The 26,663-nt window shown below is 72.4% G+C and carries 27 protein-coding genes and 1 pseudogene; 25 read left to right on the top strand and 3 right to left on the bottom strand.

All coding sequences use genetic code 11. The features are described 5' to 3' along the window. Positions 1-113 precede the first annotated feature (113 nt). From ribD to OG737_RS03325, 10 genes are all read left to right on the top strand, one after another. Positions 114-1,250, top strand: coding sequence for a bifunctional diaminohydroxyphosphoribosylaminopyrimidine deaminase/5-amino-6-(5-phosphoribosylamino)uracil reductase RibD (gene ribD / locus OG737_RS03370; protein WP_405680263.1), 1,137 nt, complete (start codon positions 114-116; stop codon positions 1,248-1,250). Between the two features lies 1 nt (position 1,251). Next, entirely contained in the window at positions 1,252-1,875 is a 624-nt protein-coding gene (locus OG737_RS03365; RefSeq protein ID WP_328924632.1) for a riboflavin synthase, read from the top strand. Beyond that, positions 1,872-2,525, top strand: coding sequence for a nicotinamide riboside transporter PnuC (locus OG737_RS03360; RefSeq protein ID WP_405921168.1), 654 nt, complete (start codon positions 1,872-1,874; stop codon positions 2,523-2,525). Before OG737_RS03365 ends, OG737_RS03360 begins: the two co-directional genes overlap by 4 nt. Then, complete coding sequence (locus tag OG737_RS03355; protein WP_328924630.1) at positions 2,522-3,820, top strand: bifunctional 3,4-dihydroxy-2-butanone-4-phosphate synthase/GTP cyclohydrolase II; 1,299 nt, start codon at positions 2,522-2,524, stop codon at positions 3,818-3,820. The genes OG737_RS03360 and OG737_RS03355 overlap by 4 nt, the downstream gene beginning before the upstream one ends. Positions 3,821-3,881: 61 nt before the next feature. Beyond that, complete coding sequence (gene ribH, locus OG737_RS03350; RefSeq protein WP_328924629.1) at positions 3,882-4,367, top strand: 6,7-dimethyl-8-ribityllumazine synthase; 486 nt, start codon at positions 3,882-3,884, stop codon at positions 4,365-4,367. Between the two features lie 35 nt (positions 4,368-4,402). Beyond that, entirely contained in the window at positions 4,403-4,681 is a 279-nt protein-coding gene (locus OG737_RS03345; RefSeq protein WP_328924628.1) for a phosphoribosyl-ATP diphosphatase, read from the top strand. A gap of 57 nt (positions 4,682-4,738) precedes the next feature. Next, entirely contained in the window at positions 4,739-5,587 is an 849-nt protein-coding gene (gene hisG / locus OG737_RS03340) for an ATP phosphoribosyltransferase (protein ID WP_328924627.1), read from the top strand. A 37-nt stretch (positions 5,588-5,624) separates the two neighbouring features. Beyond that, positions 5,625-6,089 carry a PH domain-containing protein gene (locus OG737_RS03335; RefSeq protein ID WP_328924626.1) on the top strand — a complete coding sequence of 155 codons (465 nt, stop codon included), beginning with the start codon at positions 5,625-5,627 and terminating at the stop codon, positions 6,087-6,089. A gap of 203 nt (positions 6,090-6,292) precedes the next feature. Further along, positions 6,293-7,729 carry a hemolysin family protein gene (locus OG737_RS03330; protein ID WP_328924625.1) on the top strand — a complete coding sequence of 479 codons (1,437 nt, stop codon included), beginning with the start codon at positions 6,293-6,295 and terminating at the stop codon, positions 7,727-7,729. Then, positions 7,726-8,805 (top strand): hemolysin family protein, encoded by a 1,080-nt coding sequence (locus OG737_RS03325; protein ID WP_328924624.1) that lies wholly within the window; start codon positions 7,726-7,728, stop codon positions 8,803-8,805. The genes OG737_RS03330 and OG737_RS03325 overlap by 4 nt, the downstream gene beginning before the upstream one ends. A 46-nt stretch (positions 8,806-8,851) precedes the next feature. Here the strand turns inward: OG737_RS03325 and OG737_RS03320 are convergent, their stop codons facing one another. Both OG737_RS03320 and OG737_RS03315 read right to left on the bottom strand, forming a co-directional pair. Beyond that, complete coding sequence (locus OG737_RS03320) at positions 8,852-10,771, bottom strand: AAA family ATPase (RefSeq protein WP_328924623.1); 1,920 nt, start codon at positions 10,769-10,771, stop codon at positions 8,852-8,854. Between the two features lie 357 nt (positions 10,772-11,128). After that, the gene (locus OG737_RS03315) at positions 11,129-11,764 is read right to left on the bottom strand and encodes a hypothetical protein (RefSeq protein ID WP_328924622.1); all 636 of its coding nucleotides are present in this window, start codon (positions 11,762-11,764) and stop codon (positions 11,129-11,131) included. Between the two features lie 121 nt (positions 11,765-11,885). Between OG737_RS03315 and OG737_RS03310 the strand changes: the two genes are divergently transcribed. The 12 genes and pseudogenes from OG737_RS03310 (at position 11,886) to OG737_RS03255 (ending at position 22,686) form a co-directional block, all read left to right on the top strand. Then, entirely contained in the window at positions 11,886-13,247 is a 1,362-nt protein-coding gene (locus tag OG737_RS03310; protein ID WP_328924621.1) for a peptidase C39 family protein, read from the top strand. Between the two features lie 87 nt (positions 13,248-13,334). Beyond that, positions 13,335-13,763, top strand: a complete 429-nt coding sequence (locus OG737_RS03305) for an SPW repeat protein (protein ID WP_328924620.1) — start codon at positions 13,335-13,337, stop codon at positions 13,761-13,763. 141 nt (positions 13,764-13,904) lie between these two features. Next, entirely contained in the window at positions 13,905-14,057 is a 153-nt protein-coding gene (locus tag OG737_RS03300) for an SCO1431 family membrane protein (protein WP_328924619.1), read from the top strand. Positions 14,058-14,212: 155 nt separating this feature from the next. Next, on the top strand, positions 14,213-14,677 hold the full coding sequence (locus tag OG737_RS03295) for a GntR family transcriptional regulator (RefSeq protein WP_328924618.1): 465 nt from the start codon (positions 14,213-14,215) through the stop codon (positions 14,675-14,677). Positions 14,678-14,775: 98 nt separating this feature from the next. Continuing rightward, positions 14,776-15,600 (top strand): annotated as a pseudogene (locus tag OG737_RS03290) (ABC transporter ATP-binding protein); the annotation flags it as partial. Beyond that, positions 15,597-16,610 carry a transporter gene (locus tag OG737_RS03285; protein ID WP_405921167.1) on the top strand — a complete coding sequence of 338 codons (1,014 nt, stop codon included), beginning with the start codon at positions 15,597-15,599 and terminating at the stop codon, positions 16,608-16,610. The pseudogene OG737_RS03290 and the gene OG737_RS03285, both read left to right, overlap by 4 nt. 48 nt (positions 16,611-16,658) lie before the next feature. After that, complete coding sequence (locus OG737_RS03280) at positions 16,659-17,435, top strand: class I SAM-dependent methyltransferase (protein ID WP_328924615.1); 777 nt, start codon at positions 16,659-16,661, stop codon at positions 17,433-17,435. Between the two features lie 145 nt (positions 17,436-17,580). Beyond that, positions 17,581-18,276, top strand: coding sequence for a TetR/AcrR family transcriptional regulator (locus OG737_RS03275; RefSeq protein WP_405680270.1), 696 nt, complete (start codon positions 17,581-17,583; stop codon positions 18,274-18,276). 146 nt (positions 18,277-18,422) lie between these two features. Continuing rightward, positions 18,423-19,595: an acyl-CoA dehydrogenase family protein gene (locus OG737_RS03270; RefSeq protein WP_405680271.1), complete on the top strand. Its 1,173-nt coding sequence runs from the start codon at positions 18,423-18,425 to the stop codon at positions 19,593-19,595. Positions 19,596-19,665: 70 nt separating this feature from the next. After that, positions 19,666-19,794, top strand: coding sequence for a hypothetical protein (locus OG737_RS03265; RefSeq protein WP_328924612.1), 129 nt, complete (start codon positions 19,666-19,668; stop codon positions 19,792-19,794). Positions 19,795-20,428: 634 nt separating this feature from the next. Next, the gene (locus tag OG737_RS03260) at positions 20,429-21,562 is read left to right on the top strand and encodes a hypothetical protein (protein ID WP_405680272.1); all 1,134 of its coding nucleotides are present in this window, start codon (positions 20,429-20,431) and stop codon (positions 21,560-21,562) included. Between the two features lie 29 nt (positions 21,563-21,591). Beyond that, the gene (locus tag OG737_RS03255; protein WP_328924610.1) at positions 21,592-22,686 is read left to right on the top strand and encodes a phosphotransferase family protein; all 1,095 of its coding nucleotides are present in this window, start codon (positions 21,592-21,594) and stop codon (positions 22,684-22,686) included. An 18-nt stretch (positions 22,687-22,704) separates the two neighbouring features. Here OG737_RS03255 and OG737_RS03250 read toward each other — a convergent pair whose 3' ends face one another. Further along, positions 22,705-23,154, bottom strand: coding sequence for a hypothetical protein (locus tag OG737_RS03250; protein WP_405921166.1), 450 nt, complete (start codon positions 23,152-23,154; stop codon positions 22,705-22,707). Positions 23,155-23,370: 216 nt separating this feature from the next. Here OG737_RS03250 and OG737_RS03245 point away from each other — a divergent pair, with 216 nt between their 5' ends. The 3 genes from OG737_RS03245 (at position 23,371) to OG737_RS03235 (ending at position 26,616) form a co-directional block, all read left to right on the top strand. Further along, on the top strand, positions 23,371-23,811 hold the full coding sequence (locus tag OG737_RS03245) for an Lrp/AsnC family transcriptional regulator (RefSeq protein WP_030011705.1): 441 nt from the start codon (positions 23,371-23,373) through the stop codon (positions 23,809-23,811). Positions 23,812-23,869: 58 nt separating this feature from the next. Beyond that, positions 23,870-25,498 carry an amidohydrolase gene (locus tag OG737_RS03240; protein ID WP_328924608.1) on the top strand — a complete coding sequence of 543 codons (1,629 nt, stop codon included), beginning with the start codon at positions 23,870-23,872 and terminating at the stop codon, positions 25,496-25,498. A 329-nt stretch (positions 25,499-25,827) separates the two neighbouring features. Continuing rightward, entirely contained in the window at positions 25,828-26,616 is a 789-nt protein-coding gene (locus OG737_RS03235; RefSeq protein WP_328924607.1) for a polyprenol monophosphomannose synthase, read from the top strand. Positions 26,617-26,663: the final 47 nt, after the last annotated feature.

The following is a 26,663-nucleotide window of genomic DNA, read 5'->3' as shown; positions in this document are numbered from 1 at the left end:
TCGGCATATCCCTGCGGATATGCCTGATCGAACCGTTTTCCGGCCTCGGCGTCCCCGTGTGCGCTGTACCGCTTCATCTGTCGTATCCCGACAGGCCCCGGAGTCCGTGCCCGATGAGGCAGGAGGACCCGGTGGCGACACACGCAGCGCACGCGGCACCCGACGCGGACACCCGTGCCATGCGCCGAGCCGTCGAACTCGCCGCCCGCGGACTCGGCTCCACCAGCCCCAACCCGGTCGTCGGCTGCGTCGTCACCGACGCCGCGGGCACCGTCGTCGGCGAAGGCTGGCACGAGCGGGCCGGCGGCCCGCACGCCGAGGTCCACGCGCTGCGCGCGGCGGGCGGGGCCGCCCGGGGCGGCACCGCGTACGTCACCCTGGAGCCCTGCAACCACACCGGCCGTACCGGCCCCTGCGCCCGCGCCCTCGTCGAGGCCGGGATCACCCGTGTGGTCTACGCCGTCCCCGACCCGAACCCGCAGGCCAGCGGCGGCGCCGCCACCCTGCGCGCCGCCGGGGTCGACACCACGGCCGGGCTGCTGCGGGAGGAGGCCGAGGCGGGCAACGCGGCCTGGCTGACCTCCGTACGCCTGGGGCGGCCGCACGTCACCTGGAAGTACGCCGCCACCCTCGACGGCCGCAGCGCCGCCGCGGACGGCAGCAGCCGCTGGATCACCTCCGCCGAGTCCCGCGGCGACGTCCACCGGCTGCGCGCCGAGAGCGACGCCGTCCTGGTGGGCGGCGGCACCCTGCGCGCCGACGACCCGCACCTCGCCGTACGCGGCATCGACGGCGCCACGCAACCGCTGCGGATCGCCCTCGACACCCGCGCCACGGTCCTGCCGACCGCCCGCATCCTCGACGGCGCCGCGCCCACCCTGCTCGTCGTCGGCGAGGACGCCGACACCCGGCACCTGCCCGGCGTCGAGCTGCTCCGGCTGCCCCTGCACGACGGCCGCATCGGCGTGCACGACCTCCTCGCCCACCTGAACCTGCGCGGCGTGCGGTCCGTCCTGCTGGAAGGCGGGCCCGTCCTGGCCGGAGCCTTCCTCGAAGGCGGAGCCGTCGACCGCGTCATCGGCTACCTCGCCCCGGCCCTGCTCGGCGCGGGCCCCGCGGCCCTCGCCGACGCCGGAATCAAGAACATCTCCGGTGCGTTGCGCCTCGACATCACCGAGGCCGTCCGCATCGGCCCCGATCTCCGCATCACCGCAGTCCCCGTCACCGCCCCCGCCACCAAGGAGCACTGAAGTGTTCACCGGAATCGTCGAAGAACTGGGCGAGGTCGCCGCCGTCGAGCAGCTCGCGGAGGCCTCCCGCTTCCGCCTGCGCGGCCCCCTCGTCACCGAGGACGCCAAGCACGGCGACTCCATCGCCGTCAACGGCGTCTGCCTGACCGTCGTGGAGACCGCCGACGGCGAGTTCACCGCCGACGTGATGCAGGAGACCCTGAACCGCTCCAGCCTCGGCGCCCTGACCGAGGGCTCCCGCGTCAACCTGGAGCGCCCGATGGCGCTCGGCGGGCGGCTCGGCGGCCACCTGGTCCAGGGGCACGTGGACGGCACCGGCACGATCCTCTCCCGGACACCCTCGGAGCACTGGGAGATCGTCAAGATCGCCCTTCCGGAGAACCTTTCGCGGTACGTCGTCGAGAAGGGCTCCATCACGGTCGACGGCGTCAGCCTCACCGTGGTCGAGGCCGCAGCCGACTGGTTCACCATCAGCCTCATCCCCACGACCCTCGCGCTGACCACGCTCGGCATCAAGCAGAGCGGCGACCCGGTCAACCTGGAAGTCGACGTCCTCGCCAAGTACGTCGAACGCCTGCTGGCCGCCGGCGTGAACCCGCTGCACGCGACGGGGGACGACCGGTGAGCGCCCTGACCTGGCTCAACACGGAGGCGTTCACCGTCTTCGGCCAGAAGGTCATCTGGTCCGACATGATCGGCAACCTGATGGGCCTGGCCGCCCTCGCCCTCGGCTGGCGCCGCTCCCTATGGACCTGGCCCGCCCAGCTCCTGTCCGGCCTGATCCTCATCGCCGCCTACGCCTCCGCCCACCTCTCCGGCGGCGTCGGCAAGCAACTGCTCGTCATCGGCGTGGCGGTGTGGGGCTGGCGCGCCTGGCAGCGCGGCAAGCAGCAGGCGCAGGACGGCTCCATCGCCGTGCGCACCGCCACCTGGAAGGAGCGCGGCCTGCTCCTCGCCGGAGCGGCGCTGGGCACCCTCGCCGTCGGCGGCCTCTTCACGCTCTTCCCGCACCTGTCCTGGAGCCCGTGGGCGGACGCGTACATCTTCGTCGGCACCATCGTCGCGATGGTCGCCCAGGCCCGCGGCATCGTCGAGTTCTGGTTCGCCTGGCTCCTCGTCGACCTGGTCGGCGTCCCCCTCGCCTTCAACAACGGCCTGGCCTTCTCCGGCCTCGTCTACGTCGTGTACTTCGCCCTCGTGCTGTGGGGCGCCTACGACTGGTACCAGCGCTCGCGCACCACCACCGCCCCGGCCATGGAAGGAGCAACGGCATGACCACCCTCAAGCCCGTGCCCGACATCCCCGAAGAGACCTTCCGCCTCGACCCCGTCGAGCAGGCCATCCGCGACATCGCGGCGGGCCGCCCGATCGTCGTCGTCGACGACGAGGACCGCGAGAACGAGGGAGACCTCGTCATCGCCGCCGAGAAGGCCACCCCCGAGATCATCGCCTTCATGATGAGCGAGTGCCGCGGCCTGATCTGCGCCCCCATGGAGGGCCCCGAGCTGGACCGGCTCGAACTCCCCCAGATGGTCCAGAACAACACCGAGTCCATGCAGACGGCCTTCACCGTCTCCGTCGACGCCACCGCCGCCCACGGCGTCACCACCGGCATCTCGGCCGCCGACCGCGCCACCACCCTGCGGCTGCTCGCGGGCGGCGTCTCCCAGCCCGCCGACTTCGTCCGCCCCGGCCACGTCTTCCCGCTGCGCGCCAAGCCCGGCGGCGTGCTGGTCCGCAACGGCCACACCGAGGCCGCCGTCGACCTCGCCCGCCTCGCGGGCCTTCGCCCGGTCGGCGCCATCGTCGAGATCGCCGGCGAGGACGGCGTCATGCTGCGCCTGCCGGAGCTGATCCCCTTCGCCCGCAAGCACGGTCTGACGATCATCTCCATCGAGGACCTGATCGCCTACCGCCGCTCCGCCGAGCCGACCGTGCGCCGCGAGGCCGAGGTCAGCCTGCCGACCGCCTTCGGCGACTTCACCGCGTACGGCTACCGCTCCACCGTCGACGGGGTCGAGCACGTCGCCCTCGTCCACGGTGAGATCGGCACGGGCGACGGGGCCGAGGACGTCCTGGTCCGGATGCACTCCGAGTGCCTGACGGGCGACATCTTCGCCTCCCAGCGCTGCGACTGCGGCCCCCAGCTGCACGCCTCCATGGAGCGGATCAAGGCCGAGGGCCGCGGAGTCGTCGTCTACCTGCGCGGCCACGAGGGCCGCGGCATCGGACTGCTGTCCAAGCTGCGCGCGTACGAGCTCCAGGAGCGCGGCCGCGACACCCTCGACGCCAACCTGGAGCTCGGCCTGCCCGCCGACGCCCGCGACTACGGAGCCGGCGCCCAGATCCTCGCCGACCTCGGCGTGCGCAGCGTCCGGCTGCTGACCAACAACCCCGACAAGTCCGCCGCCCTCGTACGGCACGGCATCACGGTCACCGGCCGGGAGTCGATGCCGGTGGAGGCGGGCGAGCACAATCTGCGGTACCTGCGCACCAAGCGGGACCGGATGGGCCACGACCTCCCCTGGCTGGAGGGGGCCGTGACCACCTCCGCCTGCGGCAACCAGTAACCACACACCCGAATCCCGGCACACGGGAACACCGGCACACGAACCACCGAGGAGCAGAGCTGTGAGCGGCAAGGGCGCACCCGAACTGAGCGTGAAGAACTGCGGAGACCTCCGAGTCGCCGTGATCGCGGCCCAGTGGCACGAGAAGGTCATGGACGGACTGGTCGACGGCGCCCTGCGGGCCCTGCACGAGCTGGGCATCGACGAGCCCACGCTGCTGCGCGTCCCCGGCAGCTTCGAGCTCCCCGTCGTGGCGAAGGTACTCGCCGGTCGCGGTTACGATGCCATCGTCGCCCTCGGTGTGGTCATCCGCGGCGGCACCCCGCACTTCGACTACGTCTGCCAGGGCGTCACCCAAGGCCTGGTACAGGTGTCGATCGACACCGGAGTCCCCGTCGGCTTCGGTGTACTGACCTGCGACGACGACGAGCAGGCGCTGGACCGCGCCGGGCTCGAAGGGTCGAATGAGGACAAGGGGCACGAAGCGGTCACCGCCGCCGTCTCCACCGCCATGACCCTGCGGACCGTCAGCGAACCCTGGCGCTGAGTGGCGTAGGGGAACCCCGTATTCTGAGGACCATCATGGCGAACGAATCCCTCAAGACCTTCGAAGAGCTCTTCACCGAGCTCCAGGCCAAGGCCAACGGCGACCCGAGCACCTCCCGTACCGCCGAGCTGGTCGGCAAGGGTGTCCATGCCATCGGCAAGAAGGTCGTCGAGGAGGCCGCCGAAGTCTGGATGGCCGCCGAGTACGAGGGCAAGGAAGCCGCCGCCGAGGAGATCTCCCAGCTGCTCTACCACGTCCAGGTGATGATGGTGGCGCGCGGGATCTCCCTCGACGACGTCTACTCCCACCTCTGATCCCCGGTACGCGAACCCGCCCGTATCCACGCACATCCACGCATCAAAGGAAGCCCCATGCTGCGCATCGCCGTCCCCAACAAGGGTTCACTCTCCGGACCGGCGTCGGCGATGCTCCATGAGGCCGGCTACCGGATGCGCAAGGAGTCCAAGGAGCTCGTGGTCGTCGACCCCGAGAACGGGGTCGAGTTCTTCTACCTCCGCCCCAAGGACATCGCGATCTACGTCTCCTCGGGCAAGCTCGACATCGGCATCACCGGCCGCGACCTGCTGCTCGACTCCGGCGCCAGCGCCGAGGAGATCCTGCCGCTGAACTTCGGCCGGTCCACCTTCCGCTACGCCACCCTCCCCGGCACCGCGAAGGGCCCCGAGGACTTCCACGGGATGACCATCGCGACCTCGTACGAGGGAATCGTCGCCAAGCACCTCGCCGAGAAGGGCATCGACGCCTCCGTCGTCCACCTCGACGGCGCGGTCGAGACCGCCATCCAGCTCGGCGTCGCCCAGATCATCGCGGACGTCGTCGAGACCGGCACCAGCCTGCGCAACGCGGGCCTGGAGGTCATCGGCGAGCCGATCCTCACCTCCGAGGCCGTCGTCATCCGCGGCAACGGCACCGACGCCGACGACCCGCAGGCCCAGCAGTTCCTGCGCCGCCTCCAGGGCGTCCTGGTGGCCCGCAGCTACGTGATGATGGACTACGACTGCCGCGCCGAGCACCTGGAGCGCGCGGTCGCCCTCACCCCGGGCCTGGAGTCGCCGACCGTCTCCCCGCTGCACAACGAGGGCTGGGTCGCGGTCCGTGCCATGGTCCCGGCCAAGGAGGCCCAGCGGATCATGGACGACCTGTACGAGCTCGGCGCGCGCGCGATCCTCACCACGTCGATCCACGCCTGCCGGCTCTGACCGACCCCCACGCGACCCCCAGAAGGCACCGACACGCATGACCGAGCCCGCCGCCCAGCCCGCACCGCCCGCCCTGCCGGTCACCTTCCGGCCGACCCGCACCCGGGCCGTCCTGCTGAGCGCCGGGTTCGCCATGTTCCTCACCATCACGGCGGTCGCCTTCCTGCTGGAGAACCTCAGCGCGGGGGAGCGGATCAGCTTCGTCTTCACCGCCGTCCTGCTGAGCTCCGTCCCCGTCCTGCTCAGCCGCCCCAAGGTGGTCGCGGACGAGGCCGGGGTCACCGTCGTCAACCTGACCACCACCCGCCGGCTGGAATGGGCGCAGATCCTGCGCGTCAACCTCCGCCCCGGCGACCCGTGGGTGTTCCTCGACCTCAGCGACGGCACCAGCCTGCCCGCCCTCGGCATCCAGCCGGGGGTCGCCAAGGCCCAGGCGATCGGCGACGCCCGCGCCCTGCGCGCCCTCGCCGAAACCCGGGGAACCGGATCGAACGACCACTGAGTCCGCCGAGTCTCGTGGCTGCGTACCGTTGCGGCCACGATCTCAATGACTACCCTGGTGACGGGGCGCAGCCATGCGCCCTCCCACATGCCCCGGGGCCCCCTGGGTCCTGCGGGTCACCTGCGACTTGAGGAGTGACTCCCTCCAGCAATGGACGGATCGTCCGGTAATACCCGCGCCGCCCTCCCCGCGGAGGCGGCGGCATGACCATCCCGCTACTCCTGCTCGGCGCGGCTTTCGTCCTGATCCTCGCCAACGGCTTCTTCGTGGCAGCCGAATTCGGGCTCGTCACGGTGGAGAAGCCCGAGGCCGAGCGCGCCGCAGCCGACGGTGACCGCCGTGCCCGCACGGTGGTCGAGGCCCTGCGAGAGCTGTCCTTCCAGCTCTCCGGCACCCAGCTCGGCATCACCATCACCTCCCTCGTGGTCGGCATGCTCGCCGAGCCCGCCCTCGCCGCACTGCTGGCCGGGCCGCTCGCCGCGACCGGCCTCCCCGAAGGGGCCGCGTCCGGCGTCTCCGTGGTCATCGGCATGCTGCTCGCCTCCGCCGTCCAGATGGTCGTCGGCGAGCTCGTCCCGAAGAACTGGGCGGTCTCACGGCCGCTCCAGGTGGCCCGCTTCGTCGCCGGCCCCCAGAACGCCTTCTCCCGCGCCTTCCGGCCGGTCATCGCCGGCCTCAACGCCGTCGCCAACCGCCTCGTACGGGCGCTCGGCGTGGAGCCGACCGACGAGATGGCCTCCGCCCGCACGCCCGGCGAACTGGTCTCCCTGGTCCGCCATTCGGCCCAGGCCGGCGCCCTCGAACAGGACACCGCCGACCTCTTCGTACGGACCCTCTCGCTGGGCGAGCTCACGGCCCAGCACGTCATGACCCCCCGGGTGAAGGTCAGCGCCCTGATGAACACGGCCACCGCGGCCGACGTGCTCAACCTGACCCGCGCCACCGGCCTGTCCCGCTTCCCGGTCTACCGGGACCGCATCGACGAGGTCACCGGCGTGGTCCACCTCAAGGACGCCCTCGCCGTCCCCGAGTCCGAGCGCGGCCGCACCACCGTGGCGCGGATCTGCGTCGCCCCGCTGCTGGTTCCTGGCTCCCTGCCGGTGCAGCCGCTGCTGGAACGGTTGCGCAGCGAACAGCCGATGGCCGTGGTCGTCGACGAGTACGGCGGCACCGCCGGTGTGGTCACCCTGGAGGACATCGTGGAGGAACTCGTCGGAGAGGTCCGCGACGAGCACGACCTCGCCGAGGACGAGGGCCCCGAACTCGCCGCCGTACCCGCCGAGGACGGCCGCCCCTCCTGGGAGGCCGACGGCAGCTGCCGGGTGCAGACCCTGCGCCGGATAGGCCTGGAGGTGCCCGACGGCCCGTACGAGACCGTCGCCGGCCTCGTCGCCGACCTCCTCGGCCGGATCCCCGCCCCCGGGGACCGGGCGGAGCTGCCCGGCTGGCGGCTGTCCGTCCGTCAGGTCGGCCGCAACCGCGCGGAACGGGTCCGGCTGGTCCGGCTGACACCGGCCCCCGCCGCCGGTCCGCACGCGTCCGCCTCCGGATCCGGCCCCGCCGCCCCGGCGCGGCTCGGCGCGAGCCGCGCCGACGAACCGGCCCCGCATCCGGCAGAGCTGGAAGGCGCCACCCGATGAACGCGCTCCAGCTCCTCTTCGCCCTGCTGCTGGTCCTCGCCAACGGCTTCTTCGTCGGCGCCGAGTTCGCACTCGTCTCCGTACGGCGCAGCCAGATCGAGCCCCTGGCGGCCGAATCCAAGCGGGCCCGGCAGGTGCTCCACGGCCTGGAGAACCTGCCCCGCATGATGGCCGCCGCGCAGTTCGGCATCACCATGTGCTCGCTCACCCTCGGCGCGGTCGCCGAACCCACCGTGGCCCGGCTGCTGGAGCCCGTCTTCCACGCCGTCCACGTACCGCAGGGCCTGGTCCACCCCCTCGGCTACGCGTTCGCGCTCGCCGCCGTGGTCTTCCTGCACCTGGTCATCGGCGAGATGGTCCCCAAGAACCTCGCCATGGCCGCCCCCGAGAAGACCGCCCTGTGGTTCAGCCCCGGCCTGGTGGCCTTCGCCCGCCTGTGCGGGCCGGTCACCACCGCGCTCGGCGCCTGCGCCAAGCTCGTCCTGCGGCTCTTCAAGGTCGAGCCCAAGGACGAGGTCGAGGCCGTCTACACCAGCGCCCAGCTCGGCAGGCTGCTCAAGGACTCCCGGCAGGCCGGGCTCCTGGAGCCGGTCGAGCAGGAGCGCCTGGAGGACGCGCTGGAACTGGGCAGCCGCCCGGTCACCGACGTGCTCCTCGCCCGGGACCGCATCGTCACGGTCGATCCCTCGGTCACCCCGCGCCAGATCGAGCGGCTGACGGTGCGCACCGGGTACTCCCGGTTCCCCGTCTGCTCCGCCAGCGGTGCCTTCATGGGCTACCTGCACGTCAAGGACGTACTGGACCTGGAGGACCGGGAGCGGGCCGTGCCCCAGCGGGTCTGGCGCCGGATGACCACCCTGTCCGCCACCCTCCCGCTCGACGACGCGCTCAGCGTCATGCGGCGGGACGCCACCCACCTCGCCCAGGTCGCGGACGCGTCCGGGCGGGTGCTGGGCCTCGTCGCCATGGAGGACGTCCTGGAGATGCTGGTCGGCGAGGTCCGCGACCCGGCCCACCGCACGCCCCCGCAGGCCCGCCGGCCCGAGCTCCGCTCGGAGGGCGCCCTGACGGGCTGACGCCGTCGCCGGACCCGCCGTACGGCGGGTCCGGCGGCCGCCGCGCTCACAGCGGCGGCTCCGGGCGTTCCTGGGGGCCGCGGCCCGACAGGACCTCCCCGTACGCCTGCATCAGGTCCGGCAGCCGCAGCGTCGCCAGGTCGTCGCGGGAGGGCTCGCCCGCGAAGCCCGCCAGCCGCAGATCCCGGTAGGCGCAGCTCTTCTCGTACAAGGTGCGCAGGAAGCGGCCGTTGCCGAGCTCGTCGATCCAGCCCTGCTCCACCACGTGCGCGCTGATGCTGCTCAGCTCCTCCAGCGCCTCCTCGTCCCAGGCGTCCCCGTTCGCCTCCGCCAGCACCCCGCCGATCGCGCTCAGTTCCGGCGGCCGGTAGCTGGGGAAGTCCACCCGGGAGGTGAACCGCGAGGACAGCCCCGGATTCGCCGCCAGCAGCCGGTCCATCCCGGCCGGATAGCCCGCCAGGATCACCACCAGGTGGTCCCGGTTGTCCTCGGCCCGCTTCAGCAGCACCTGGAGGGCCTCGTCCCCGTACGCGTCGCCCTTGCTGTAGCCCGAGTTGGACAGGCTGTACGCCTCGTCCACGAACAGCACCCCGCCGATCGCCGAATCGATCAGCTCGTTCGCCTTCACCGCCGTCTGGCCGAGGAACTCGCCCACCAGATCGGAGCGCTGGGCCTCCACCAGGTGGTCGCCGCCCAGCAGGCCCAGCGCGTAGAAGACCCGGCCCAGGATCCGGGCCACCGTCGTCTTGCCCGTGCCCGAGGGCCCGGAGAACACGAAATGCCGTTTCGGCGGCTGCACCGGCAGTCCCTGCCCCGCCCGGAGCCGTGCCATGTGCAACTGCGCGGAGAGCGCCTTCACCTGCCGTTTGACCGGCTCCAGCCCCACCATCCGCTCCAGCTCCGCCAGCGCCTCGGCGAGCGCCTCCGGGTCGGGGGGTCCGGCCGGCAGGCCCGCGGGCGCGCCCTGCGGCGGGACGGACACCTTGCGCCGTACGCCTTCTGCCCGGCCCGTGGGCGGCGGCGGACCGGTCAGCGGGTCCGGCTCGACCTGGCCGTCCGCCGCGATGTCCTGGACGGGCCCGCCGCCCAGCGTCACCGCCGCGAAGTTCCCGCCCGCCGGGGACGGGCCGTGGCCGCCGTAGCTCCCGAACCCGGCGTATCCGGCCGCGCCCTCGGCCATCCCGGCCATGCCGTCGGTGTCGTCGCCGTCCTCGATGGCCGTCAGCCGGGCCGCCGTGTCCATGAACGCCGGGTCCACCCGGTGCACCGCCCGGTACAGCGGCAGCGCCGCCGCACTGCGCCCGGTGCCCTCGTGCGCCCGCGCCAGCCAGTACCGCAGCTCCTTGCGCTGCGGCTGCTCGCTCCGGCACCGCATCAGCGCCGCCGACAGCATCGGCTCCGCCTGCCCGTACATCTCCAGCCGGACCCGCGCCATCCCGCCGAACAGCCCCGCCTCGATGCCCAGCAGCGGATCGTCCACCAGCGGCTCGGTGTGCCGCACCAGCTGCTCCCAGTCCTTGACCAGGTAGGCCCGGCAGGCGTGCAGGAAGCGCACCTGCGGATCGGCGTCCACCGGAGGCAGCGCGGCCAGTGCCTGGTCCAGCTCGGGCACGTGGCGGCCGTCCAGCCAGTGCGAGGCGTGGGCCAGCAGCAGGTCCCGCCGGCTCTCCAGCACCGGCTGCACCCACCAGCCCAGCCAGTACCAGGAATTCAGCGTCCGGCGGTGCCGGGCCCGCTGTTCGCCGAAGCGGTCCCGGTGCGCGTACATGCGCAATAACGCGTTGGTGGTGTCGACCCGCAGCGCGTGCAGGCCCAGCCAGGCGTCGGCCATCGCGGGGTCGAGCCGTACGGCCGCCCGGAACTCCTCCTCGGCCTGCGGATAGGCGCCCATGGTGCAGGCGTCGACTCCGCGCAGCCAGGCGAGTTCGGCCGGGGCGTGTGTGCTGCCCGGCGTGCCGAAATCCATCACGTCCCCCACAAGCCAGCCCCCGTGGTGCGCGGCAACCCCCGCTTCGAGCGCGCGAGTTGCCCACTGCGCCGATGAAATCAGGGCTGCATCGTACCTGCGGTTTCGCGCCTTACGTAGGGCGCGACGGGCCCGGTTCCCGTGTGCGCCCCGGGCTCACCCGGTCACTCAGGGTGAAGGGGGAGTCCGTGCGGGCGGAGTCCGGGGGCAGAACGAAGCCCCCGATCACGGGGGAACAACCGGGGGCTTCGTGTCCGCGGCGGCCGCGAAAGGCCGCGCATTGAGAACGTACGACCGTTTCGGGCCCCAGGTCAAGCGGGTCGGTGGAGGCCCGGCGGAGCGGAATTCCGGGGCCGCTCAGGCCCGGGGGAGTCCGTCACCTTCGGTGACGGAAGAGGTGATTCGCGGGGTCACACCGGTCTCTGAAGACCACTCGTATCCCGTACTGCTCTGGCGTACCAGGGTGTCGGCGAAGGGGCGCGAAGGGTCATCCGAGAAGTGCGCGAGCTCCGCGCGCTCCCATCCGTCCCAGAAGTCGGAAAGTTCACGCCCGTCCCGGTTTCGCCCGCGCCCCCAGGACTGCTCGCGCGGCGTCTCCATCCACAGCAGCCGCGCCAGATGCGGGCGCAGCGCCCTTCGGCCGGCCCCGACCCCCTCGACGAGCAGCACCGGCGCCGGCTCCAGCACCCGCCCCGGGCCGAAGCGGCGCTCCACCCAGTCGTACGGGGCCCAGTGCGCGGGCCGCCCGGCGGCCAGCGGCTCCAGCACCTGCGCGCGCAGCCGCCGCTGCCAGCCGAACAGCTCCTCATGGGTGGCCACGTCGTCCAGGTGCAGCACGGGTGCGTCGCCGAGCGCCCCGGCGAGCCGGTCCGCGAAGGTGCTCTTGCCGGAACCGGCGTGCCCGTCGATCCCGATCAGCCGCACCGGGCCGAGGGACGGGGGCAGTGCCTCAAGTTCCCGCGCGAGTGACTCAAGTGACTGGTGTGGCTCCACCCGACCAGCGTAGGACAGGCGCTCCACAGGACCGACACGACCGGTGGCTTCGCCGCCGGGCCGCCGGGAACTGGAAGGGTGAGCCCATCGAAGCACCGACCCACCCTGGGGGAACCTCGCGATGACCGCACCCACACCGCGCAGGGCCGTACTCGTCGCCGCACTCGCGGTCGCCACCGCGGCCACCGCCGCCACCGTCTCCGGCGGCAGCGCCGCGGCCGCCGCCCCCGCGGTCCCGCGAGGTGGGGGCCGCACCGTCGACAACCGGTTCTGGTTCTCGTACGACCACTGGAAGGCCGGAGTCCACCAGGGCACCGCCGCCGTCGGCGGCGCCCGGGCCGGCCTGCGGATCGAGACCGCTGCGGGCCGCACCGAGTACGCCGATCCGCACACCGGGAAGAAGAGCACCTGGGAGTACGCCACCTGGACCTCCCCGGTGCACCGCTCCGCCGTGCCCGCCACCGAGGCCGTCGCCTCCTGGAACGCCCGCACCCCCGCCGGCACCTGGATCCAGACCGAACTGCGCGGCACCTACAACGACGGCACCGCCACCCCCTGGTACGTCATGGGCCGCTGGGCCTCCGGGGACGGCGACATCCGCCGCACCTCCGTGGACGGCCAGACCGACGGCAGGTCCACCGTCTGGACCGACACCCTGGCCGTCGACGCCCCGGCGGAGGGCCTGCGCGTCACCGACTGGCAGCTGCGCCTGACGCTGTACCGCAGGCCCGGCGCCGACCGCGGGCCCACCGTCCGGCTGGCCGGCGCCATGCTCTCCGACGTTCCGGACCGGTTCACGGTGCCGGCCTCGCCGCCCTCCGGCCAGGCCCACGAGCTGAAGGTCCCGCGCTACTCGCAGGAGATCCACGCCGGGCGCTACCCGGAATACGACAACGGGGGCGAGGCCTGGTGCAGCCCCACCTCCTCCCAGATGATCATCGAGTTCTGGGGCCGCAGGGCCGCCGCCACCTCGCTGGGCTGGGTCGACCCGAAGTACTCCGACCCGCAGGTGTGCCACGCCGCGCGGTCCACCTACGACGCCGCCTACAAGGGCTGCGGCAACTGGCCCTTCAACGCCGCCTACGCGGCCACCTACCCCGGGCTCGCCGGGGTCGTCACCCGCCTCACCTCCCTCGCCGAACTGGAGACCCTGGTCAGGGCCGGCATCCCCGCCATCACCTCGCAGTCCTTCCGCCCCGAGGAACTGACCGGCGCCGGATACGGCACCGCGGGCCACCTGATGACCGTCATCGGGTTCACGGCCGCCGGTGACATCGTCGCCAACGACCCCAACTCGCCCGACGACGCCTCCGTGCGCCGCGTCTACCGGCGCCGCGAGTGGGAGAACATCTGGCTCCGCACCAAGCGTCACAACGCGGCCGGCAAGGTCGTGTCGGGCACCGGAGGCGTCTGCTACCTCTACGCCCCGGCCGCGCCGGGCCCGGCTCAGGCCGCGGCGCTGCGGGCGGTGGGAGTGCTCTGAAATTCACCTTTGACCTGACGGCCCGAATGGGCGGAACATAATGGGGTAAATGGGAGATAAAGGCTTCTCAAGGAGAGGCGGCCAACCATGACCACCCATTCGAGCATCGAGCACCACCCCGACCTCGCAGAGATGCGCACGCGCTTCGAGCGGGTGACCAGCACTCCCGCAGCGCAGGCCGTGGAGGCATTGGCCCTGATCACGGGTCTGTACCTGGCCGCCTCGCCGTGGATCGCGGGGTTCGGCATCCTCCTCCTCCCGCTTGCCATCAACAACCTGATCACGGGCCTGGCGTACTGCCTGTGCATGGGCGGTCTGGGTTCTGCATACGAGCGCACCCACGCGATGGCGTGGACGGCGGTCGCCCTCGGTGCGTGGACGATCGTCGCCCCGTGGGCCATCGCCGGTGAGATGGACACGACCCGTACGGTGGTCAACAACGTGATCACCGGCGCCGTGGCCCTGTGCCTCGGCCTCGCGATGGCGGGCATGGCCAGTCGCGAGTCACGCATCTGACCGGGACGCCGGAAGGGTACGCCCGCCGGGCCCCAGCCGCACCGCACACGCCGGGGCGGCCGGGGCCCGGTGGCGTGACCCGCGCCATGAGTGACCATCGTCTCTACCGCGAAAGCCGCGAACGCTGGCACATTGGACACCATGACCGCCAACACCGCCGCCCCCGCCGCCCGTGTCCGAAACCTCGTCCGCACCGGCGGGCCCAAGGACGATTCCTCCTGGCTGGAGCACGTGCTCGGCTGGACGCTCGTGGTCGTGGTCGCCATGTTCGTCACCCAGCTCGGCTTGCTGTAACCGCTCTCCCGCCCCACCCCTCTCGCGCGCCCGTCACGTTCCTCGTGGCGGGCGTTCTCACGTTCCCGCGCCGACGCTCCGGGCGCGCCGGTTTGACGGAAGTGGATCACCTCTGCACTATTCCACTAACCAGTTAGTGGAATGAGGTGGAGGACATGGAGTTCCGCGTCGACCGGCGCAGCGGTGTCGCCACCTATTTGCAGCTCGTCACCCAGGTCAAACAGGCCCTTCGGCTCGGCGTACTGGAGCCCGGCGACCGGTTGCCCACGGCCCGGGAGGTGGTCGAGGCCACCGCGATCAACCCGAACACCGTGCTCAAGGCGTACCGGGAGCTGGAGCGCGAAGGGCTCGTCGAGCCGCGTCCCGGCGCGGGCACCTTCGTACGCCGCTCCCTGTCCCGCCCCGAGGCGGCCGCCGACTCGCCGCTGCGTCTCGACCTGGCGGCCTGGATGGCCCGGGCACGCGAGGCCGGCCTGGACCGCGAGGACATCACGGCCCTGATCGCCGCCGCCGTGGAAGAAAGCTTCACCGCACCCGAACCCGGACCGGGACCCGCGCCCGCATCCGGACCGGGACCCGGACCGCACTCCGGATCCCCTGGCAGAGAGGACACCACGTGAGCGACCCGACCGTCGCTACGGCACTCAAGGCGACGCGGCTGGGAAGGGAGTTCCGCGGCCGCAGCGCCCTGAGGGACTGCGATCTCGTCCTGCCCGCCGGGCGCGTCACCGCACTCGTCGGCCCCAACGGCGCCGGCAAGAGCACCCTGCTCCAGCTCGCGGCCGGCCTGCAGCGCCCCACCACCGGGCACATAAGCGTCTTCGGCCACACCCCGGGATCCCGCGAGGCCCGCGAACGCACGGCTTTCCTCGCCCAGGAGAAGCCGCTCCACCCGCGGTTCACCGTCGAGGACACCCTGCGCCTGGGCCGCGAACTGAACCGCCGCTGGGACCAGGCCGCCGCCGAACGCCTCGTACGGGCCGGAGGCATCGCCCTCACCAGCCGCGTCGGCTCCCTCTCCGGCGGGAACCGCACCCGCGTCGCCCTGGCGCTCACCCTCGGCAAACGCGCCCGCCTCCTGCTCCTGGACGAGCCGCTCGCCGACCTCGACCCGGTGGCCCGGCACGACGTCACGGCCCTGCTCATGGCCGAGGCCGCCGACCGCGGCGTCACTATCGTCATGTCCTCGCACGTCCTGTCCGAGCTGGAGGACGTCTGCGATCACGTCCTGCTCCTCAAGGACGGCGCCGTACGCCTCGCAGGCGACGCCCAGGAGCTCTGCGTCGCGCACACCCGGCTCACCGGCCGCGCGGACCCGATCGAAACCGACGGCCTGCCCCGCGAGTTCGACCGGGACGCCGTCGTCCACGCCGTCACCGCCGGCCGTCAGATCACCGCCCTCGTACGCGGCCCCGTTCGCGGCTCCGGCCCGGGCGGCGAAGAGCGCTGGATCAGCGAAACCCCGTCCCTGGAGGACCTGTTGCTCGCCCACCTGCGCGCCCCGGGCGCCCCGCGCACCGACCGTACGGAGGCGGCCGCGTGAAGGGCGTCCTGTGGCTGGCCTGGCGCCAGCAGCGACTGATGATCGGCGTCGCCACCGTGTTCCTCCTGGCCGTCACGGCCTGGGCCGCGTACCAGCGCTCCGAGATGATGACCCAGATCGACGACTACGGCTTCGTCCCCTGCAAGGGCTGGAACGGGGGCTGCGAAAGCCTGGGCACCTTCGTGGTCCTGAACGGCAGCACCGACTCGATCAGAGCCCTCGGCACCCTCGGACTCGCCCTCCCCACCCTCATCGGCGCGTTCTGGGGCGCCCCGCTGCTGGGCCGCGAGATGGAGACCGGCACCTTCAAGCTCGCGCTCACCCAGGGCGTCAGCGGCCGCCGCTGGTTCGCCGCCCGCTTCGGCCTCGCCGCGGTCTTCGCCGTGATCGCCTCCCTCCAGATCGCCGCGCTCGTCGCCTGGTGGTGGTCGCCCGTCTCCAACACCCTGGACGGCCTCTACTGGTACGACGCCTACATCTACAACGCGACCGGACCCGCCTCCGTGGCCTTGGCCCTGTTCGGCCTCGCCGTCGGCACGGCCGTCGGCCTGCTGGTCCGCCGCACCCTGCCCGCCATGGCGGTGACCGTCGCCGCGATCGGTACGGCGACCGTGCTCACCAGGCTCCTGCGGACCAGCTGGATCGACCCCGAGACGCGGATCACCCCGGGCATGACGCCCAAGAAGATGGTCGGCAGCGCCTGGTCCACCGGGGAATTCGGCTACCTCACCCCCGACGGGCGGGAGCACGACATCAACACCCCCGTCTGCCAGACCTCCGGCGAGGAGCTCCGGCAGTGCATGGCGGAGAACGACTTCGTCGCCCGCTACCACAAGGTCTATCCCAGCAGCGACTTCTGGACCTTCCAGTGGATCGAGACCGCGCTCTACCTGGGCGCCGCTGCCGCACTGGTGGCCCTGGTCCTGTACGTCCTGCGCCGCCCCACCGCGACGGCGCGCGCCGCCGCGACCGTCACCGCCACCACCGCGGCCGTCACCGCGCCCGCCTGAGTCTGACCGCCCGGCCCCTTCCCGCCCGACACCCACAGGGGAACCCTCATGGCCACGAAGAAGAACCTTCACGCCGACCGCGCCAGCGTCACCCACAAGGTCCGCTACGCGCTGAGCAACCCGACCCGCATCGCCCCGTACGTACGCCGCGCCGCCCGCGACGCCTGGCTGCGCCACAAGCACCCCGACCACGTGGGCTACTACCGGGCCGTCATGGCCTCCGACACCGGCCGCAACCCCGAGGCCGCCGTCGGCAGCCAGACCCACGAACGCTGGCTGGCCCTGGGCCGGATGCAGTTCGACTACCTGGTGGAGCACGGCCTCACGCCCGCCCACCGCATGCTCGACATCGGCTGCGGAAACCTGCGCGCCGGCTGGCGCTTCATCGAACACCTCGACACCGGCCACTACTACGGCATCGACATCTCGCCCGACATCCTCATCTCCGCCAAGGAGACCCTGACCAGACAGGGCCTCCAGGACAAGCTGCCGCACCTGACCATCACCCGGGACCTCACCCTGGACTTCCTGCCCGAGCGCCACTTCGACATCGTGCACGCCCACAGCGTCTTCTCCCACTCGCCGATCGAGATCATCGACGAGTGCCTCGCCCACGTGGAGCGCGTACTGGCCCCGGGCGGCTGGTTCGACTTCACCTTCGACCGCACCGAGGGCACCGAGCACCAGGTCCTGCGCGAGGACTTCTACTACCGCACCCGGACCCTGGTGGACCTCGCCGCGAAGCACGGCCTCACCGCCCGCTTCATGGACGACTGGGAGCGGCTCGGACACGGCCAGTCCAAGATCCGCGTCACCGCCGGCTGACCCCGCCCGGACCGGCGCCGGGCGGGTCCCGCCCCGCCTGCGCCGGTCCGGGATCTCCGCCGGACCGCCCGCGGTCAGTCCGGTGAGTAGGGGAAGTACTGCCATACTTCAGGCATCTTGTGGCGGTTCGAGGCTAGGGCTGAATTTGAACAATAGTCAACAGCGTGGTGCGACCGGGCGTTCGCAGGTCCGCCGGGCCGAACTCATAGCGACCGGACGCAAGTTGTTCGCCCACACCTCGTACGACGCGCTGTCCATGGACGACATCGCCAAGCAGGCGGGCGTCGCCAAGGGGCTCGTCTACTACTACTTCAAGAGCAAGCGCGGCTACTACCTCGCCATCGTCGAGGACTCGGTCGCCGAGCTCGTCGCCCGGGCCGGCGGGGACACCGAGCTCCCGGGCGCCGAACGGGTCCGGCGGACCGTCGACGGCTACCTCTCCTACGCCGAGCACCACCACGCCGCCTACCGCACCATCGCCACCGGCGGCGTCGGCTCCGACGCCGAGGTGCTGGCCATCCGCGACGCCGTCCGCGAGGAGCTGGTCGCCACCATCGCCGAAGGCGCGTACGGGCGTCGCACGCTCCCGCAGATCGCCCGGCTCGCCCTCCTGGGCTGGCTTTCCTCGGTCGAGGGGATCACCCTGGAGTGGATCGGCGGCCTCGTCGCGGACGCGGCCGGCCAGCCGGGCCGCGCCGAACTGGGCGCCCTGCTCGTACGCCAGCTGCGCGCGACGCTGACCGTGATCGAGGAGTTCGTCCCGGAGTGCCCGGCACCTCCCGCCCCCGAAGGGCCGTCCGAACAGCTTGGTGATCTTGCCCCGGTGACGGGAAGCCCCTGATCGGGCATACTCAAGCCGCCGCAGCCGCTGAACAGGCCCTTCCGTGATCCGGAGGGCAGCATCGGCTGTGAGAGCACCGAGACCCGGCGTCGCGTCCCACACCTCACGCGCCGCCGCCGTGCCCGACCAGGGAGGAGAGCGCCGCCATGACAGACCGCGCCCCGCAGCCGGTGGACCGTCAGCTGCCCACCGAGGAGTCCCGGGACCTCCTCGCCCTCGTACGCGAGATCGCCCAGCGGGAGATCCGTCCCGTGGCCGCCGAGGAGGAGGACTCCGGGCGGTTCCCCCGCGAGATCTTCACGCTGCTGTCGGAGGCCGGGCTGCTCGGCCTCCCGTACCCCGGTGAATACGGCGGCGGCGAGCAGCCCTACGAGGTCTACCTCCAGGTCCTGGAGGAGCTGGCCGCGGCCCGCCTGACCGTCGGGCTCGGGGTCAGCGTGCACTCCCTGGCCTGCCACGGCCTGGCCGGCTACGGCACCAAGGAGCAGCAGGGTGCCCACCTGCCGGCGATGCTCGGCGGCGGCCTGCTGGGCGCTTACGCCCTCTCCGAGCCGGCCGCGGGTTCCGACGCCGCCTCGCTCACCACCAAGGCGGTGCGCGACGGCGACGACTGGATCATCAGCGGCACCAAGGCGTGGATCACCCACGGCGGCGTCGCCGACTTCTACACCGTCCTCGCCCGCACCGGCGCCGAGGGCCCCAAGGGCATCACGGCCTTCCTGGTCCCCGGCGACGCGGACGGCCTGACCGCGGCCGTGCCCGAGAAGAAGATGGGCATGAAGGGCTCGCCCACGGCGCAGCTCCACTTCGACGGCGTACGGGTTCCGGACTCGCGCCGCATCGGCGAGGAGGGGCAGGGCTTCACCATCGCCCTGGCCGCACTCGACGCGGGGCGCCTGGGCATCGCAGCCTGCGCCATCGGCGTCGCCCAGGCGGCGCTGGACGAGGCCCTGGTGTACGCGCTGGACCGCAAGCAGTTCGGGCACCCGATCGCGGACTTCCAGGGGCTGCGCTTCATGCTGGCCGACATGGCCACCAAGATCGAGGCGGGCCGGGCGCTGTACCTCGCGGCGGCGCGGCTGCGCGACGCGGGCAAGCCGTTCTCCCGGCAGGCCGCCATGGCCAAGCTGTTCTGCACCGACGCGGCGATGGCGGTCACCACGGACGCGGTCCAGGTCCTGGGCGGCTACGGCTACACCGCGGACTTCCCGGTGGAGCGGCTGATGCGGGAGGCGAAGGTCCTGCAGATCGTCGAGGGCACCAACCAGATCCAGCGCATGGTCATCGCCCGCCACCTGGCCGGTCCGGAAACGCGCTAGCTGCCGGAGCCTGCGGGTGCAGGGCCGGTTTCCGCCGTGCACCTGGACGGGCGGCGGCGCTGCTCGCGCCGTGGGTCAGCTCCCGAACAACGGGCCGCTGGGCCAGATCGGGGAGGTGCTGATCCGGGACCACTCCGGGTCCCGCCGCCCCGGCACGGTCCGGCCGTCCTCGGCCCAGCGGGCGATCAGCGCGCTGTAGATGGGCGCATCGGGATGCCGCTGCCGGGATCCCTGCTGAACCGATTCTTCGTAACCGGGCAGCGTCGGCCGCCGACGGCGTCCCGTCCGTGGAGTGGAAGTCTCAACCGTGGTCATGCCGGGCCAACGCGGCACGCGGCCCACGAGTAATCGCCTCCCCGCCCCGGGGATCCGTTCGAGGGGGTCCCCGGGGTGGGGAGGCGGGCGCCTGCGGGGGGCCTGCTGGGCGTCCGCTGGGTCGGGATCGGGGACGTGGGGCGGGGGCTTCGGGGGCGGGATGTCCGCTGGGCGGGATCAGGGACGCGTGGCGGGGGCGTGGCGGGCTGCTGTCCCTGGGTGTGGTCAGGGATGTGGTCGGTGGCTTCGGGCGGGCTGCTGCCCCTTGGGCGGGATCGGGGACGGACGGGAAGCCTCCAGTCCTTCTCTGATCCGGTCCAGGGGCAACAGCCCGCCGTGATCCCGCCCCGCGTCCTTGATGCCGACCAGCGGGCGTCGCGCCCCCCCCGAAGCCCCCGAAGCCCCCGCCCTCCGACACCCCTTGCCACCCTGTCAGTTCGTGTCAGACCTCTGGCCCCGAGACCGGTTTCTGACGTACCGTCAAATCTGTCCCGCACGCCCCGTCCCGGAGGTCCGCCATGCCCGCCGACCGGCCCATCGGCCTCGACGAGTACCCCATCCACCAGGCGCCCCTGTCGATGAAGCACCTCGTCAGTGGTGACCGCAACGCCTACGACCGCTGCATCTTCCACGTCTTCGACCACTCCGGCCGCGCCGTCCTGATCCTCGGCCTCGGGGTCTACCCCAATGCCGGGGTCATCGACGCCTACGCCACCCTCCGCGTCGGCGACGAACTCCTCGCCGTCCGTGCCTCCGACGCCCTCACCGACGACCGGATGAACCTCTCCGTCGGCCCTCTGGGCATCACCGTCGACGCCCCGCTCAAGCAGCTCACGCTGCGCTGCGCCGCCGACCCCGACGACCCGGACGGGCTCTCGTACGACGTCACGTGGACCGCCGAGTTTCCCGCCGTCTGGGAACCGCACCACATCCAGCGGCGCGGCGACCGCCTCATGCTGGAGGGCCGCCGGTTCGTCCAGGCCGGCAGCGTGAGCGGTGTCATCCGGGCCAAGGGCGAGGAGTTCATCCTCACGCCGGGGGAGTGGACCGGTACCCGCGACCGCAGTTGGGGCGTGCGGCCGATCCCCGGTGAGGACGGGGGCCGGGCCGCCGAGGAGTACCGGCCCGAGGGCTTCCACTGGCTCTGGATCCCCGTCCGCTTCGAGGACCGCTTCCTGATGGTCATCGCCCAGGAGGACGCCGACGGCCACCGCACCCTGAGCGAGGCGGTCCAGGTCTTCCCCGAGGGCAGCGGCCGCCACGACGTCCAGCTCGGCTGGCCGCACACCGAGATCCGCTACCGGCCCGGGAGCCGGCACCCCGAGAGCGCCGTCGTCCACCTCACCGACCCGGCCCGCAAGCCCCTCGAACTCGGCGTGGAGATCCTGAACTCCTCCCCGCTCGCCGTCGGCGCCGGCTACCCGCCCGCCGCCGACTGGCAGCACGGCACCTGGCAGGGCCGCGGCTGGACCGACCGCCGCGTCTACGACCTCTCCGACCCCACCGCCCACCCCATGGCCGCCTTCGGGGTCACCGACCACTCGGCCCGCTTCACCCTCGACGGGCGGACCGGCCACGGCATCTTCGAGCACGGAAGCTTCGGCCGGCACGACCCGAGCGGCTTCACCGACTACTCCTCCGTCGCCCAGTAGGAAAGTCGCCCAGTAGGAAAGGGGTATCCATGGCCACCGCTCCACGTCCGCGCACCTCCACCCGGGAGCCCGAAGAGCTCGGCCGGCGTCTCGCCGCCTGGCTGGACACCAGACTCCCCGGCGTGGAGGTCACCAACGTCTCCGTTCCCGGCTCCAACGGCATGTCCAGCGAGACGCTGCTCTTCGACATAGAGCACCCCGATGCCCCGCTCCGCGCCTGCGCGCTACGGCTCGCCGCCGACCCGGCCGCCTACAGCGTCTTCCCGACGTACGACATGCCGCGCCAGCACCGTGTGATGGGCCTGGTCGCCGAGCACACGGACCTGCCCGTCCCGCGCGTGCAGTGGCTGGAGGAGGACCCCGGGCCGCTCGGGGCGCCGTTCTTCGTGATGGCCCGGGCCGAGGGACGGGTCCCGCCGGACGTCATGCCCTACACCTACGAGGGCAACTGGCTGCACGCCGCGACCGATGCCGAGCGCGCCGAGCTCCAGGAGGCGAGCATCTCCCTGCTGGCCCGCCTGCACGACCAGTTCCCGCGCGCGGAAGCGGAGTTCCTGCTCCCGAAGGGCGAGGGGAGCCCGCTGCGCCGCCACGTCGACGCCCAACGCGCCTACTACGCCTGGGTGGTGGGCGGGCTCGCCCCGTCCCCGCTCATCGAGCGGGCGTTCGCCCGCCTGGAGGAGCTGTGGCCGCGGGACGAGGGCCCGGCCGTCCTGAACTGGGGCGACGCCCGCATCGGCAACGTCATCTACGACGGCTTCACGCCGGCCGCCGTCCTGGACTGGGAGATGGCGGCGTACGCCCCGCGCGAGGTGGACCTCGGCTGGACCGTCTACCTCCACCGGTTCTTCCAGGACCTCACCGTCGGCTTCGGCCAGCCCGGCCTGCCGGACTTCCTGCGCCGTGAGGACCTGGAGCGGCGGTACGCCGAACTCACCGGCCACACCCCGCGGGACATGGAGTTCCACACCCTGTACGCGGCCCTGCGGCACGGGATCGTGATGCTGCGCATCGCCTACCGGCAGGCGTACTTCGGAGAGGTCGAGATCCCGGCGGATCCGGACAGCCTGATCCTGCACCACGCCAGCCTGGCCGCCATGGTGCAGGGAACGTACTGGGAGTAGGCCCGGCGGAAGGCCGGGTCAGGCCGCCTGCACGTGCTGCTGTCGCGTCTGCGGCAGCACGGGGCTCACGATGCGGACCGGACGCGAGCCCGGACCGCCGGCGTGCGAGAAGGGCTGCGTCCGCCAGTCGAGCCCCTGCGGCAGGCTCAGGAGCACCACGGGCTCCAGCTCCTGCGCCCCCACCGGCTGGATCATGCCGACGGTGGGCAGCGCGTCGCAGACGGGGCGCCCGGTGCCCGCGCACACCGTGAGACCGAAGGGGTTCCACGGGGTCAGGCAGAGCGCGTGCTGCGGCAGGTACTCCTCGTCGGCGACGAGAGCGATCGACTGGCCGCAGTCGGGGCAGACGGCGTGGTGGATCTCGAAGCCCTCGCTGTCGTCGAGGTATTCGAGATACTCACCGTCCTCGGAATCGGCGGGTTCGAGGGGCTCCGGTTCGGTGCGACCGGCGCGCGTGGTGTTCAGCATGGATGTACTCCCCCTTGGGTGGGCCGGGCGGGCTGGTTCTTCGGCCTCGGCCAAAGCAAGCACTTCCCGTCGCGCGGCACGAGTAACCACAACAGTCCCGCGTACGCCTGCATACCCTTGTGGCCTTGGTCACATGCCTGGCGCAGATGCCTCCAGTGGGCGGACAGCACTGTGCCTGGGATGCCGTTGGGCTTAAGTTGAGCGGCTATGAGCGCAATGGAGGAGCTGGACCGCCAGATCGTGGATCTGCTCGTGCGGGACGGGCGGATGAGCTACACGGATCTGGGCAAGGCCACGGGACTGTCGACGTCGGCGGTCCATCAGCGAGTACGCCGGCTGGAACAGCGCGGGGTGATCCGCGGCTACGCGGCCGTGGTCGACCCGGAAGCCGTCGGGCTGCCGCTGACGGCCTTCATCTCGGTCAAGCCGTTCGACCCGAGTGCCCCGGACGACATCGCCGACCGGCTGGCCGGCGTGCCCGAGATCGAGGCCTGCCACAGCGTCGCGGGCGACGAGAACTACATCCTCAAGGTCCGCGTCGCGACGCCCCTGGAGCTGGAAGACCTGCTGGGCCGCCTGCGCGCCCTCGCGCACGTCTCGACGCGCACCACGGTGGTCCTGTCCACGCCCTACGAGGCCCGCCCGCCCCGCGTCTAGCCGCGTCGGGGGGACCCGGCGGTCGGGCGGAGCCGGGGGACGCGCGAGACTGGTCCCCATGACTGACCGCACCGCCGACTCCGCCGACGCCGCCGGAGCACCGACAAGGACCGTCCTCCTGCGCGGAGGCGAGGTACACAGCCCCGCGGACCCGTTCGCCACCGCGATGGTGGTCGAGCGCGGCCACGTCGCCTGGGTCGGCTCCGAAGGCGCGGCCGACGCCTTCGCGCAGGGCGTCGACGAGGTCGTCGACCTCGGCGGGGCGCTCGTCACGCCCGCCTTCACCGACGCGCACGTCCACACCACCTCGGCCGGCCTCGCCCTCACCGGGCTGGACCTCTCCGGAGCGCGTTCCCTGCCCGCCGCGCTGGACCTCGTACGCGCGTACGCCGCGAGCCGCCCGGCCGACCGGGTGCTCCTCGGGCACGGCTGGGACGCCGCCCGCTGGCCCGAGCGCAGGGCCCCGCGCCGCGCCGAGCTCGACGAAGCCGCCGGCGGCCGTCCGCTCTACCTCAGCCGCATCGACGTGCACTCGGCCGTCGTCACCACCGCGCTGCTGGACCTCGTCCCCGGCGTGAGCCCGGACGGCGACGAGCCGCTGACCCGCGACGCCCACCACGCCGTGCGCGCCGCCGCCCTGGCCGCCGTCACCCCCGCCCAGCGCGCCGAGGCACAGCGGGCCGCCCTGGACCGGGCCGCCTCGCTCGGTATCGGCTCGGTGCACGAGTGCGGCGGGCCCGACATCTCCTCCGCCGAGGACTTCCGCGACCTGCTGGCACTGGCGGGAGAGCGGCCCGGGCCGCGGGTCTTCGGGTACTGGGCCGACCGGGACCTCGACCAGGCCAAGGCCCTGGGGGCCGTCGGGGCCGCCGGTGACCTGTTCGTCGACGGCGCCCTCGGCTCGCACACGGCCTGCCTGCACGCTCCGTACGCCGACGCCGCGCACACCGGGACCGGCTACCTGGACGCGCGCGCGGTCGCGGAGCACGTGGCGGCCTGCACCGAGGCGGGGCTCCAGGCCGGGTTCCACGCCATCGGCGACGCGGCGCTCACCGCCGTCGTGGAGGGTGTCCGCGCGGCCGCCGAGAAGGTCGGCCTGGCGCGGGTCCGCGCCGCCCGGCACCGGGTCGAGCACGCCGAGATGATGACCCCCGCCACCATCGCCGCCTTCGCGGAGCTGGGCCTGACGGCGTCCGTGCAGCCCGCCTTCGACGCCGCCTGGGGCGGCGAGGACGGCATGTACGCCGACCGGCTCGGCGCCGAGCGCGCCCGCACCCTGAATCCGTACGCGGCCATGCTCAAGGCCGGTGTCCCGCTGGCCTTCGGCTCGGACGCGCCCGTCACCCCGCTCGACCCGTGGGGCACCGTCCGCGCGGCCGCCTTCCACCGGACCCCCGAGCACCGCATCTCCGTCCGGGCCGCCTTCACCGCCCACACCCGGGGCGGCTGGCGGGCCCTCGGCCGTGACGACGCGGGCGTGCTGGTCCCCGGGGCTCCGGCCGACTACGCCGTCTGGCAGACCGCCGAACTGGTCGTCCAGGCCCCCGACGACCGGGTCGCCCGCTGGTCCACGGACCCCCGTTCCGGCACCCCCGGACTGCCCGATCTGACCCCCGGCGCAGACCTGCCGGTGTGCCTGGCGACCGTGGTCGGCGGGCGGGAGGTATTCGTACGCCCACAGGGGTGATCCGATGTGCCTCGGTTCGGTACGGGCGCCCGGACCTCGATAGGTTCGGCCGGGTCCACCACAGGACGCCCGTGCCGGACGGATCCGTCTTCACCCGCGCCCGCGCCTCGGGGGCGACGGAAGGTTTCGCCGGTGGGGGCACCTCCAGCGGTAGTTGGGGGAGGGTGGCCCCGGGGTCGGGGCGCGGCGGTCCAGTAGACAACGGTCACGGCGGCCCGCAGCCAGCGGGAGTCTGACCGGCCCGAAGGACCGCTGGCCCCGATCGCTGTTCTAAAGTCATCCTCTGCGACCAGACGTACAGGACGTGCAAGAGCACAAAAGGGGACTCAGTGAGCGACGGCGGACAGCGGACCTACGGGCCGCTCGGTACAGCCTTGGTGATCATTCCGACCTACAACGAGGCGGAGAACATCGGGCTGATCGTCGGCCGCGTCCGCGCGGCGGTGCCCGATGCCCACATCCTGGTCGCGGACGACAACAGCCCCGACGGCACCGGCAAGCTCGCCGACGAGCTGGCGGCCGGCGACGACCACGTGCACGTCCTGCACCGCAAGGGCAAGGAGGGGCTCGGCGCCGCCTATCTCGCCGGCTTCGTCTGGGCCCTGGAAGCGGGCTACGGCGTGATCGTCGAGATGGACGCCGACGGCTCCCACCAGCCGGAGGAACTGCCCCGCCTGCTCACCGCGCTGGCCGGCGCCGACCTGGTCCTGGGCTCCCGCTGGGTGCCGGGCGGCCGTGTCGTGAACTGGCCCAAGAGTCGCGAGATCCTCTCGCGCGGAGGGTCGACGTACTCCCGGCTGATGCTGAACGTCCCGATCCGCGACGTGACGGGCGGCTACCGGGCCTTCCGCCGCGAGACCCTGGAGGGCCTGGGCCTGGAGGAGGTGGCCTCCGCGGGCTACTGCTTCCAGGTCGACCTGGCCCGCAGGGCGGTGCAGAAGGGTTTCCGCGTGGTGGAGGTCCCGATCACCTTCGTCGAGCGTGAGTTCGGCGACAGCAAGATGAGCAAGGACATCGTGGTGGAGGCCCTGTGGCGGGTCACCCAGTGGGGCCTCAAGGCCCAGGCGGCCAAGCTGCTCCCGGGCAAGGGACCGGACAAGGGCAAGGAACAGGCCTGACCTGCGGAAGCGGCCCGGACAGCCCTTAGGGGATGTCCGGTACCTCC

It is taken from the genome of Streptomyces sp. NBC_00122 (assembly GCF_045160845.1).
In the GTDB taxonomy this organism is placed as follows: Bacteria; Actinomycetota; Actinomycetes; order Streptomycetales; family Streptomycetaceae; genus Streptomyces.
Note: the sequence above shows the minus strand (reverse complement) of the source record. Positions and strands in the feature narration are given on the sequence as shown.